Genomic DNA, 12,112 nt, shown 5'->3' with positions numbered 1-12,112 from the left:
GCGAGGTAAGCATGGAACTGGACGAAGAACGCTTCGGCGGGGTGGCCCGTCTCTACGGTCGCGACGGCCTGGCGCGCCTGGCCGCGGCGCACGTGGCGATAGCCGGTATCGGTGGCGTCGGCTCCTGGGTGGCCGAGGCCCTGGCGCGCTCGGGCGTCGGCGAGATCACCCTGATCGACCTGGACGACGTCTGCGTGAGCAACGCCAACCGCCAGGCACACGCACTGACACCGGAGGTCGGCCGGCCGAAGGTGACGGTCACCGCCGAACGCATCCGCGCGATCAATCCGGCCTGCGTGGTCCACGAGGTGATGGACTTCGTCAGCCGCGAGAACATTCCCGATCTGATCCACGAGGACTTGGACTTCGTCGTCGACTGCATCGACAGCGTGATGTCCAAGGCGGCGCTGATCTCCTGGTGCAAGCGCCGCAAGATCGGCCTGGTCGCCACCGGTGGCGCGGGCGGCCAGGTCGACCCGACCCAGGTGCGCGTGGCGGACCTGAACAAGACCGTCAACGACCCGCTGATCGCCAAGGTACGTGGCCTGCTGCGTCGCGACTATGGCTTCTCGCGTACGCCGGGGCGCTACTACAGTGTGCCCTGCGTGTACTCCACCGAGCAGCTGCGCTACCCGACTGCCGACGGCGGTGTCTGCCAGAGCAAGGCCTTCGTGGGCGACGGCGTGCGCCTGGACTGCGCCGGCGGCTTCGGCGCGGTGATGATGGTCACCGCCACCTTCGGCATGGTCGCCGCCACCCGCGCGGTGGAAAAACTGGTGGCCGGCAGCCGTCGACCTTCGGAGCGCAAGGCGCGGTAACTGGCGTACGCTGGTTCCCCTTCTCCCGCGAGGGGAGAGGGGCTATTCATGCGGGCTTGGACACGGGTGCTCCCTCTCCCTTGCGGGAGAGCGCCGGGCCTTTACTGCTGGCGCAGTGCTTCCAGCAGGTGCTGTTCGGCGTAACCGTCCGCCGGCCAGCCGAGTTGCTGCTGGTAGGCGCGGATCGCCTGACGGGTGTTGGCGCCGATGATGCTGTCTGCCGCACCCGGGTCGAAACCGGCGGCGGCCAGCCGTTGTTGCAGTTCGATGCGCTCGCTGCGTGATAGCGGGCGATCACCGCGTGGCCACTCCCCATTGACCTGGCCTGCCCCCCCGAAGCGTTGGGAGAGCAGACCCACGGCCATGGCGTAGGCGGTGGAGTTGTTGTAGCGCAGGATGGCGCGGAAGTTGTCCAGCACCAGGAAGGCCGGGCCACGATGCCCGGCCGGCAGCAGCAACTGGGCGATGCGCGGGTCCTCGGCGCTGGCCTGGGCGCCTTTCACGCCCAGCGCATGCCATTCGCTGACCGGCTTGCGGATCTGCGGGTCGGCCAGGGCGTAGTCGAAGCCTTTCGGCAATTCGACCTGGAAGCCCCAGGGCTGTCCCATCTGCCAGCCCGAGGCTTGCAGGTAATGCGCGGCGGAGGCCAGCGCATCGGCGGAGGAGTCCCAGATATCACGGCGACCGTCGTTGTCGAAGTCGACCGCGTGGCTGTCGTAGGTGGTGGGGATGAACTGGGTCTGGCCCATGGCGCCGGCCCAGGAGCCGATCATGCGTTCCGGACGCACGTCGCCATGTTGCAGGATGCGCAGCGCGCTGAGCAGTTGCTGTTGGGCGAAGACCGGGCGGCGTCCCTCGTAGGCGAGGGTGGCCAGGGAGCGGATCACCGACTTGTCGCCCATGATCTGACCGAAGTTGCTCTCCATGCCCCAGATCGCCACCAGCGCCTGACGATCGACGCCGTAGCGCTGTTCGATGGCATGTAGCAGCGGACCGTTCTCGTTGAGCAGTTGCTGGCCCTTGGCGACGCGGATCGGCGACAGCGCGCCATCCAGGTACTCCCAGATCGGCCGGGTGAACTCAGGTTGGCTGCGGTCCGCGCGGATCACCGCCGGGTCGATGTCCACCCCGGCGAAGGCGCGGTCGAAGGTCGTCGTGCTGATGCCTGCTGCGAGCGCTTCCTGGCGAAAACTGTCGCGCCACTGGGCGAAGCTCAGGGTCGGTACTTCTTCTGGGCTCGGTGTTGCGGGGGCGACGTTGGCGACCTTGGGTGTGGGTGCGGGGGTCTCGTCGCGGCTGGCGCAGGCGGCTACGGGCAGGAGGCTCGCCGCGACCAGCAGCGAGCCCAGGAGCAGACCGGTTTGGCGTTGGTAAGACATTGATATCTCTTCGATGATCGGCTGTGCTCACGATAGCACGAGGCGCGTCCGGCTTTCAGTGGGGCGCGCTAGGGTCTATTGCCGTTTCATACGTGGCTCGTGAATGAAACGGCAATAGACCCTGGCAGGATCAGGCGCTGGGCAGCGCCAGGCGTCTGCCGGCCAGGTGCAGGCAGAGGCTGGCGAGCCCCTGCCAGGGTGAACCGGGGGCCTGCCCCTTGACCTGGGCGTCGATCACCTGGGCCTCGCCGAGCAGTTGCGACCAGCGTTGCGCGGGGTGCCGTTGCAACGCCTTGCCGAGCAATGGGCGGCGTTTGTCCCAGACCGGCGGGCGCATCTGGCCGAAGGCGCGATCCAGCGGCACGCCCTGTTCGTGGAGGTGGGCGAGCTGTGCCAGTTGGCGTAGTTCGCGGGCGAGCATGGCGACCAGGAACAGCGGTTCCTGGCCCTCGCCGCGCAGGCCTTCGAGCATGCGCAGGGCATGTGCGGCCTCGCCATTGAGGCAGGCGTCGATCAGGCCGAAGACGTCGAAGCGCGCGCTGTCACCGACCGCCGCCTGCACCTGTTCCACGTCCAATTGGTTGCCTTCGGCGAGCAGGCGCAGCTTCTCGATTTCCTGCACGGCGGCGAGCAGGTTGCCCTCGACGCGCGCTGCGATCAGCTCCACCGCATCCTGGGTGGCCGAGAGTCCGGCCTGGGCCAGGCGCTGGCGAATCCAGTTGGGTAGCTGGTGTACGTCTACCGGCCAGATTTGCAGGAACTGGCAGTCGGCGCCGTCGATCAGTGCCTTGGCCCACTTGGTCTTCTGCGTGCTGCCGTCCAGGCGCGGCAGGCTCAGCAGCAGTACCGTGTCCTGCGGCGGGCGGGCGAGGTATTCGAGTAGCGCGGCGCCCTTGTCGGAGGGCTTGCCGGACGGCAGGCGCAGTTCGATCAGGCGCTGCTCGGCGAACAGCGAGAGGGTATTGCCGGCTTCCAGGAGCTGGCCCCAGTCGAAGTTCGCCTCGGCGTTGAGCACCTGGCGTTCGCTGAAGCCGCGTGCGCGGCAGGCCGCGCGAATGGCATCGGCGGCCTCCTGGCAGAGCAGCGGTTCGTCACCACTGACGGCATAGACCGCGGCCAGGCCGCTGTCCAGCTGTTTGCCGAGCTGACCCGGGTTGAGCTTCACGGCGTAGCGGTCACTGGCCCTGGGGGAACTGCAGCGGCGAGCGTTGCGGCATCGCCTCGCGTTCGCGACGGGCGCGTTCCAGTGCCTGCTGTTCGGCTTCGGCACGGGCCTTCGCTTCGGTTTCGAGGGCGGCTAGGCTCTCGGGGGTGAGCGCCTGCAGGCGGGTCAGCAATTGCTGCACGCTGTCGCTACGGCTCTCTTCCAGCAATTCCTGGTACTCCCGGTCGGACGCGACCATGTTGCTGCTGTCGTGGGTGTACAGGCGTGCCTGTTCGACCGAGTCTTCGAGCAGCAGGCGGTTGGACGAATCGCTCAGGCGGAAGTCCAGGCGCGTGTTCAGCTCGCGCTCGGCGGTACGCGCCGAGCCGGTGTAGCTGACGCTGCGGGTGGTGAGCTTCTCGCGCAGTTGCAGGCGGTAGGGGGCGCCAGCGCCCACCTGGACGCCCTGGCTCTGCAGGCGCTCGCGCAGCAGGCGGGCGGTCTCGCCGTAGCTGTCGCGGGCCTGCACGTCCAGGCGCTCGAAGGGCAGTTCGCCCTGCTGGCTACCGCGCAGGTGGAAGCCGCAGGCGCCCAGCAGCAGGCAGAGGGCGAGGGGCAGCAGGTTGCTTTTGCGCATGTGTTTTTCCCTTGCATGGGCCGGCGCCAGCGCCGGCATGGATCAGTTGGCGACGATGTTGACCAGCTTGCCGGGCACCACGATGACCTTGCGGATGCTCAGGCCATCGATGAAACGCAGCACGTTCTCGTTGCTGCGCGCGGCGGCCTCGACGGCCTCGCGGCTGGCGTCGGCGGGAACTTCGATCTGTCCGCGCAGCTTGCCGTTGACCTGGATGACCAGGGTCAGGCTGTCCTGCACCAGCGCCTGCTCGTCGACGCTCGGCCAGTTGGCATCGATCACCGCGCCGGCATGGCCCAGTTGCTGCCAGAGTTCGTGGCAGATGTGCGGAGTGATCGGTGCCAGCAGCAGAGTCACGGCTTCCAGACCTTCCTGCAGCAGCGCGCGGTCGACAGCGGTTTGTGCCGGGGCCTTTTCCAGCACGTTCATCAGCGTCATCACCTGGGCGATGGCGGTGTTGAACTTGTGGTTCTGACCGACATCCACGCTGGCTTGCTTGATCGCCAGGTGGATGGCGCGACGCACGGCCTTCTGCGCATCGTTCAGGGTCGACAGCTCGGCGGCGGCCGGCAGGCCGGCGCTGACGTGGCTCTGCGCCAGGCGCCAGACGCGACGCAGGAAGCGGCTGGCGCCTTCGACGCCGGAGTCCGACCACTCCAGGCTCATGTCCGGCGGCGAGGCGAACATCATGAACAGGCGGCAGGTATCGGCGCCGTAGGCGTCGATCATCGCCTGCGGGTCGACGCCGTTGTTCTTCGACTTGGACATCTTCTCGACGCCGCCGATTTCCACCGGCAGGCCGTCGGACTTGAGCTTGGCGCCAATGACCTTGGCCTTGGCGTCACGCTCGACTTCCACGTCGGCGGGGTTGAACCAGTCCTTGCCGCCGTTGGCGGTGGTCCGGTAGTAGGTCTCGGCGACCACCATGCCCTGGGTCAGCAGGTTGGTGAACGGCTCGCTGGAGCTGATCAGCCCTTCGTCGCGCATCAGCTTGTGGAAGAAGCGTGCGTAGAGCAGGTGCAGGATGGCGTGTTCGATGCCGCCGATGTATTGGTCGACGGGCAGCCAGTAGTCGGCCTCGGCCTTGTTCAGCATGCCACCCTCGAACGTCGGGCAGGCGTAGCGGGCGAAGTACCAGGACGATTCGACGAAGGTGTCCATGGTGTCGGTTTCGCGCTTGGCCGGCGCGCCGCATTTCGGGCAGCTGCATTCGTAGAATTCGGGCATTCTCGCCAGCGGCGAGCCGGCGCCATCCGGCACCACGTCCTCGGGCAGCACCACCGGCAGTTGCTCGGCCGGGACCGGCACGTCGCCGCAGCTGTCGCAGTGGATGATCGGGATCGGGCAGCCCCAGTAGCGCTGGCGGCTGATGCCCCAGTCGCGCAGGCGGAACTGGGTCTTGCGGGCACCGTGGGCGCTGGCTTCCAGGTCCGCGACGATGGCGTCGAAGGCGTCGCCGTAGGTCTTGCCGTCGTATTTGCCGGAGTTGAGGGTGGTCAGGCCGTCCTTGTCGCCGTACCAGGCTTGCCAGTTGGCGGCGTCGTAGTCCTTGCCTTCGCCGGTGTAGACCTGAACGATCGGCAGGCCGTACTTGTTGGCGAACTCGAAGTCGCGTTCGTCATGCGCCGGCACCGCCATCACCGCGCCCTCGCCGTAGCCCCAGAGGACGTAGTTGGCGACGAACACCGGCAGCCTGTCGCCGGTCAGCGGATGGATGACGAACTGCCCGGTGGCGACACCCTTCTTCTCCATGGTGGCCATGTCGGCCTCGGCCACGGAACCGGCCTTGCATTCAGCGATGAAGGCGGCGAGCTCGGCGTTGCTCTCGGCGGCGCGCTGGGCCAGCGGGTGCTCGGCGGCTACGGCCACGTAGGTGGCGCCCATCAGGGTGTCGGGGCGGGTCGAGTAGACCTTCAGCTGGCCTTCGATGCCGATGCTGTCGACGTCATAGTCGAACACGATGTCGGCGCCGAAGCTCTTGCCGATCCAGTTGCGCTGCATGGTCTTGACCTGCTCGGGCCAGCCCGGCAGCTCGTCCAGCGAGGACAGCAGCTCTTCCGCATAGGCGGTGATGCGGAAGTAGTACATGGGGATTTCGCGCTTCTCGATCAGCGCGCCGGAACGCCAGCCGCGGCCGTCGATGACCTGCTCGTTGGCCAGTACGGTCTGGTCCACCGGGTCCCAGTTCACCGTGCCGTTCTTGCGGTAGATGATCCCTTTCTCGAACAGCTGGGTGAACAGCCACTGCTCCCAGCGGTAGTAGTCCGGCTTGCAGGTGGTGACTTCGCGGGACCAGTCGATCGCCAGGCCCAGCGATTTGAGCTGGGTCTTCATGTAGGCGATGTTGTCGTAGGTCCACTTGGCGGGCGCCACCTGGTTCTTCATCGCCGCGTTCTCGGCGGGCATGCCGAAGGCGTCCCAGCCCATCGGCTGCAGCACGTTCTTGCCCTGCATGCGCTGGTAGCGGGCGATCACGTCACCGATGGTGTAGTTGCGCACGTGCCCCATGTGCAGCTTGCCGCTGGGGTAGGGGAACATCGACAGGCAGTAGAACTTTTCCTTGCCGGGCTGCATGACGGCCTGGAAGGATTGTTGGCCGTCCCAGAAGGACTGTGCGGCGGCTTCGATTTCGCGGGGCTGATACTGTTCGTGCATGGCTTGGACGCTGAAATAAGGAGCGGGGGAGCGCGCCACGGGCGGGCTCCTCGGAAAACGCCGTAGCATACATGAGCGAGGGCACGAACGGTGAGACGAGAGGCGATGCGATGCCCTGGCGCTATCTGATCAAACAGCTGCTGTTGCCGCCGGGCGGCTTCGTCCTGTTGTTGGTGTTGGCCTGGGGGCTGCGCCGCCGTGCGCCGCGCCTGGCCGCAGGCTGTGTGCTGCTGGCTGGCCTGGGGTTGTGGGGCCTGAGCGCGCCGTTGATGGTCGAGCGACTGGGCCGGCTGATCGAAACCGAGCCGCCGCTGGCCGAGGCGCAGTGGCCGACGCTGTCCCGGCGGGCGGAAGTCATCGTGGTGCTCGGCGCCGGGCGCCAGCGTGGCGATCCGGGTTGGGGCGGCGTCGATCAGCCGGGGCTGTTCGCCCAGGATCGCGTGCGCTACGCGGCGCGCCTGGCGCGGGCGTCGGGCCTTCCGTTGCTGACCAGCGGCGGCCTGCACTACGGCGAGCCGCCGAGCGAGGCGCGGATCATGGCCGACACCCTCCAGCGCGACTACGGCGTCCCGGTGCGCTGGCGTGAGGAACGCAGCCGCACCACCTGGGAAAACGCGGTGTTCAGCGCCGAGGTGCTGCGGGCGGCGGGCATCCAGCGGGTGGTCCTGGTGACCCAGGCCTGGCACATGCCGCGGGCGCGCTGGTGCTTCGAGCAGCAGGGACTGGAGGTGGTCAGCGCACCCTTCGGCTACCTCGGCGTACCCCACGCGCGGCCCTGGGGCGGCGTGCTGCCGGAGATGCAGGCGCTGTGGCAGGGCAGCGTGCTGCTCAACGAACTGCTGGGGCAGGCGCTCTATCCCTGGCTTTATCGCTCCTAGCGAGCGGTTCTGCGTGGCTTGGACGGATTGCGTTGGGCCTTGCCTTGCTCGGCGATCAGCCGGTCCGCTTCGTCCGCTTGCTCGGCCAGTCCCGTCGGCGGCCCGGATAGTTTCAGGCGTGCGGCGAGTTTGCCAGCATCGAAGGGTGCCTTGACCTTGATGTCATTGTCGAAATAACAGTACAGGTCGCGGTGCTTGCGCCGCGGTGGCTGGCGTTGCACCGCCAGGCGCGCGTCCTCCACCTGGCCACCGCTGACCCAGGCGCGCATGCGTCGCGCCCAATCGTCCAGCGCGGCGTCGCTGTAGCCACTGGCGTAGAGCTCTTCCTCTCCGTGCAGACGCAGATAGACGAAGTCGGCGGTGACGTCTTCCAGCAGCGGCCACTTGCCGGCCGTATCGGCGACCACCAGGGCCACCCCGTGCTCGCGCAGCAGGTCGACGAAGGTGCGCTCGACGAAGCTGTGGTGGCGCACCTCCAGCGCATGACGCAGCGGCCGGGTTTCATGGTCGCCGAGGTCGACGCGGCCCTGCATGCGTGGCTCGTGGCCGCGGGCCAGGTGGCGGGCGCGGTCGCTGTCGTGGGGCAGGCGTTGGAGAAAGTCGGCGAGAACCTGCTCGTCGAAGCGCAGGCTCGGCGGCAGTTGCCAGAGCAGCGGGCCAAGCTTGTCGCCCAGGCGCAGCACGCCAGAGGCGAGAAAGTTGGCCAGCGGTGCCTCGATATCCTGCAGGCGCCGCACATGGGTGATGAAGCGCGGCGCCTTCACCGCGAAGACGAAGTCATCCGGCGTCTGCGCGTACCAGTTGCGCCAGCTGGACGGCCGCTGCAGCGAATAGAACGAGCCATTGATCTCGATGCTGCCCACCGCGCGCGAGGCGTAGTGCAACTCGTCCGCCTGGCGCAGGCGCTCGGGGTAGAACACCCCGCGCCAGGGCGGGTAGCGCCAGCCGGAAATACCGATGCGTATCTGAGCGGACATGCTGCGCCCCCGGACAGTCGTGATTGCCTGGTCGACTGTCCGCTGGCGAGCCCGGTTCCTCCGCGCCGATGTCAGGCGTCGCTGGCCTCGCGGTCCTCGCTCGCTGCGACGGGCGTCTGCGGGTCGTCGCGGCGACGGATGAACTTCCAGTCGGCTTCGTCGATGTAGATGCCGTTCGGTCCGCTGCCACCTTCCAGGTCGATCGCCACCTCCGCCGATACCTGCGGTTTCACCGAGGCGAGGATCGGCGTGAAGCCCAACTGCTGGCTGGTCTCGATCAGCGCCTGCTGGTTGCGCTCGTCGATGTCCGCGGCCTCGTCCAGGTAATACGGCAGGCGAATCTTGCCGGCCTGCTCGCGATCCATCAGGTGCAGCAACAGGTACATGTTGGTCAGCGCCTTGATGGTCATGGTGGTGCCGTTGGAGGCGGCGCCGTCGATGTCGGTGTGGATCACCGGCGCGCCGTTGACCTTGGTGATCTCGAAGGCCAGCTCGAACAGGTCCTTGAGGCCCAGCTGGTTGCCGTTGGCGGCGACCAGGCGCGACAGATAGTCCTTGGCCTGCTCGTTCTTCGCGTCCTGCTCGGCGGTCTGCGTCAGGTCGAACACCGAGAGGGTCTCGCCTTCCTCGTACTGGCCGGCGCTGTGGATGATCTGGTCGATGTGCTTGAGCGCTTCCTTGTTCGGTGCCAGGACGATGCGGAAGCTCGCCAGGTTCGACACCTGGCGCTTGTTGATCTCGCGGTTGAACAGCGCCAACTGGTGCTCGAGGCTGTCGTAGTCGTTGCGAATGTTGCGTAGCGTGCGGGCGATGTCGGTGACCGCCGCGCGGCGTGCCTTGGCCAGGGTCAGTGCCTCGTCCTGGCGGTGCGCATAGGCGTTGATCAGCAGTTGCAGGCGGCGCTCGGTGTCTTCCTCGCTGTCGAACTTGGCCACGCCCTTGAGGCGCACCTGGGCGTACAGCGCCTCGATCTGGCCGTCCACCCGCTGCAGCGCCTGCCAACTGTCCTGGTAGTCATTGAGTAGCGGCAGCAGGTTGTCCAGCGAGTCGTCCACCGGCTCCATCCACGGCGTGCCGAAGGGCAGGTCGGCGGGCAGCAGTTGGCGGCGGCGCAGGGCATCCTGCAGGGTGCGCTCCTTGGCTTCCAGGTCGGCCAATTGACGGCCGACCAGTTGCAGCTTGGCGGATATCTGCTGCACGCGCTCGGTGAAGGCATCGCCGGCGCGGCGCAACTCGTCCTGGGCGGCTTCGGCCTGGGCCAGGGCTTCGAGCTTGGCGGGTTCCTCGGCGGCCAGGGTCTGGCTCCTGCGGAAGTCCTCCAGGGCCTTCTGCGCATCCAGCACGGCCTGGTACAGCGCCTCGGCGCGGGCCTTGCTGGCGGCCTTGTCCGCGGCCACCTCCTGCTGCGTACGCAGTTGCTTGAGTTCGCGCTCCAGGCGGTCGCGCTGGTCGCGCAGGGCGGCGCGGTCGGCCAGCGCCTGGAGCGCCGGCGGTTCGATGTGGGAGAGGTCGATGGAGAGTCCGGGCACTTCGAAGCGCTCGCCCTTGAAGGCGTCGAGGATCTTCTCGACGGCGCCGACCCAGTGGCCGTCCTCATCCAGGGTCACGCCCTTGTCGCCCAGCGGCAGGCTGAACAGCGCGCCGTTGAACAGGCGCATCAGGCGGTCGACGTCCTGCTGGCTGAACTCTTCGCGCAGCCGCGAGTAGCTGTTGTTGTCGGCGTGGTCGAGCTGCTGCTTCACCGACTTCAGGCGTTTCTCCAGGTCACGCACGCGCTCGTCCAGGTCTTCGCTGGAGAACTGCCGCGATTGCGCCAGGGCGCCGGCGAGTTCGTCATGGGCGTCCTTGGCGGCGAGCAACTGCTCTTCCAGGACCTTGGCATCCTCGATCAGGGCGAAGCGGGTCTTCAGCGCGGCCAGTTCGCCGAGCCAGCGTTGCAGCTCGCTGACCTCGCGCTCCAGACGCATCAGCTCGCGGGTGCCATTGCGCTGGCCGTCCTGCAGGCCGTCCTGCTCGCGCTGGTAGTGCTCGGCCTGGATCACCAGTTCTTCTTTGCGCGCATCGGCGTAGTCGTGCCAGGTGCCGAGCAGGCTGTCGAGCAGCGGCGAGAGGCGGTGCAGCTTGCCGCGCTGCACCTCGCGCTGGGCCACGCCGGCGGCCAGCGCCTCGACCAGCGGACCGGCGGCGACCAGCGCCTGGTAGTCCTGCTCCATGCGGCGCACGTCGCGGAAGGCTTCCTCGGTGGCGGCGATGTAGTCGACGCTGCCCGAGCGCAGGCTGTGCTCGAAGGCGTCCAAGAACAGCTGCTTGAGCTTGGCGGCGGTGATCTCGCGCATGTGCAGCAGGTTGATGAACAGCGCGCGGAAGGTCTTCAGGCTCTGCTCGCTGGTGGAGCGCAGCGGGATCAGCGTCAGGTCCAGGGGAATCGAGGTGTGCCCGCCGACCAGCAGGCGGCGCAGTTCCTCGGGCTTCACCTCGTGGGCGACGATGCCGGCCTGGCCGAGGTTCTTGAATAGCTCGCGCAGGCGCAGGCAGGTACCGTCCTGCTGGTAGTGGGCCAGGTCCAGGCTGCCCTGGTAGGCGAAGAACTGGTGGCCGAAGCCGCCGCCTGGGCCGCGTCCGGCGACGCCGATGACGTGCGGGCCGTGGGGCAGCATCAGTTCGACGAGGATGTAGCTGGTGTCGGTGGCGAAGTAGAACTTGCGCGACTGCTCCAGGCTGTACTTGCCGAAGGCCATGTCCGACATGCGCGCAAGGATCGGGAACTGCAATGCGTTGATCGACGCCGACTTGCCCAGGTTGTTCGCGCCGTAGACTGACAGCGGCGTTTCCAGGGGGAAGATGCCGAGGCTGTAGCCGGCCGTGTTGAGCAGGGCGAAGCGGCGGATGCCGTAGCGTTCGGTACTCATGCGTCGTGCTCCCGTTCTTCGGCGATGGCGCGGGCCAGGGCGGCTTCCTCGTCGTCTTCCTCGGCGTCGTCCAGCGCCAGGGTGACGATGGGCTCTTCGTCCTCGTCGTCACCGGCCAACTGCGGTGTGGGCAGCGGCAGGTCGGCGTGCAGGGTGGCGGCCAGGTCGCGGTCCTGCTGTACCGACAGGCAGACGTCGAGGAAGCGATGCATCGGCGGCTGGAAGCGGTAGTTGCCGTTGTCCTCGGCGGCAAAGCCCAGTTGCAGCAAGCGGCGCATGACCTTCTCTTCCAGGTCCTCGGCGCTGTCCACTTCGGCCTGCTGGAACAGCTCCTTGTACTTGTCGAGCAGTGCCGGCAACTCGTCGCGGCCAAGGCTGCCGCCGTCGAGTACGGCGAGCGGGTCGCGGCCCTGGTCGGCCAGGTGTTCGACGAGGATGAAGGTGAACAGCGCCAGGCGCTGGGCGGTCTTGTTCACCTGTGCGCCCATCTGCTCGGGGACGAAGTAATAGAAGCCGCGCGGGTCGCACACCAGTTCGAAGCCCAGCGCCTTGAACAGCGCGCGATAGGCATCCTGCAGGTTGGACAATTGGGCGTAGAGCTCGGCGTCGCGGCGGCTGACGTGGTAGCCCTTGAACAGCTCGCGAAAGATCGGCGCGAGCTGGGTCATTTCCTTGAGATCGATGTTCATGCGGTCACTCGCGTGGCATGCAAAAG

The 12,112-nt window shown here is 67.4% G+C and carries 9 protein-coding genes; 2 read left to right on the top strand and 7 right to left on the bottom strand.

Going from position 1 to position 12,112, the window contains the following annotated elements; genetic code table 11:
• Window positions 1–11: 11 nt before the first annotated feature.
• On the top strand, window positions 12–818 hold the full coding sequence (tcdA, locus tag ACYRGX_RS21005; protein ID WP_473054358.1) for a tRNA cyclic N6-threonylcarbamoyladenosine(37) synthase TcdA: 807 nt from the start codon (window positions 12–14) through the stop codon (window positions 816–818).
• 101 nt (window positions 819–919) lie between these two features.
• Here the strand turns inward: tcdA and ACYRGX_RS21000 are convergent, their stop codons facing one another.
• The 4 genes from ACYRGX_RS21000 to leuS form a co-directional block, all read right to left on the bottom strand.
• Window positions 920–2,197, bottom strand: coding sequence for a lytic murein transglycosylase (locus ACYRGX_RS21000; RefSeq protein ID WP_473054357.1), 1,278 nt, complete (start codon window positions 2,195–2,197; stop codon window positions 920–922).
• A 130-nt stretch (window positions 2,198–2,327) separates the two neighbouring features.
• Window positions 2,328–3,362: a DNA polymerase III subunit delta gene (holA, locus tag ACYRGX_RS20995; RefSeq protein WP_473054356.1), complete on the bottom strand. Its 1,035-nt coding sequence runs from the start codon at window positions 3,360–3,362 to the stop codon at window positions 2,328–2,330.
• A 10-nt stretch (window positions 3,363–3,372) separates the two neighbouring features.
• Window positions 3,373–3,978, bottom strand: a complete 606-nt coding sequence (locus tag ACYRGX_RS20990; RefSeq protein ID WP_473054355.1) for an LPS-assembly lipoprotein LptE — start codon at window positions 3,976–3,978, stop codon at window positions 3,373–3,375.
• Window positions 3,979–4,020: 42 nt separating this feature from the next.
• Window positions 4,021–6,633: a leucine--tRNA ligase gene (gene leuS, locus ACYRGX_RS20985; protein WP_473056748.1), complete on the bottom strand. Its 2,613-nt coding sequence runs from the start codon at window positions 6,631–6,633 to the stop codon at window positions 4,021–4,023.
• Between the two features lie 110 nt (window positions 6,634–6,743).
• Between leuS and ACYRGX_RS20980 the strand changes: the two genes are divergently transcribed.
• Window positions 6,744–7,511: a YdcF family protein gene (locus tag ACYRGX_RS20980; protein WP_473054354.1), complete on the top strand. Its 768-nt coding sequence runs from the start codon at window positions 6,744–6,746 to the stop codon at window positions 7,509–7,511.
• Here ACYRGX_RS20980 and ACYRGX_RS20975 read toward each other — a convergent pair.
• From ACYRGX_RS20975 to mksE, 3 genes are all read right to left on the bottom strand, one after another.
• On the bottom strand, window positions 7,508–8,488 hold the full coding sequence (locus ACYRGX_RS20975; RefSeq protein ID WP_473054353.1) for a DUF72 domain-containing protein: 981 nt from the start codon (window positions 8,486–8,488) through the stop codon (window positions 7,508–7,510). The genes ACYRGX_RS20980 and ACYRGX_RS20975 overlap by 4 nt on opposite strands.
• 71 nt (window positions 8,489–8,559) lie before the next feature.
• Window positions 8,560–11,397, bottom strand: a complete 2,838-nt coding sequence (gene mksF, locus ACYRGX_RS20970) for an Mks condensin complex protein MksF (protein ID WP_473054352.1) — start codon at window positions 11,395–11,397, stop codon at window positions 8,560–8,562.
• Entirely contained in the window at window positions 11,394–12,086 is a 693-nt protein-coding gene (mksE, locus tag ACYRGX_RS20965) for an Mks condensin complex protein MksE (RefSeq protein WP_473054351.1), read from the bottom strand. The genes mksF and mksE overlap by 4 nt, the downstream gene beginning before the upstream one ends.
• Window positions 12,087–12,112 lie beyond the last annotated feature (26 nt).

The sequence above is a fragment of the Pseudomonas sp. R4-15 genome, from assembly GCF_055768815.1.
The sequence above is the reverse complement of the archived record's forward strand: the minus strand, read 5'-3'. Positions and strand labels throughout refer to the sequence as shown.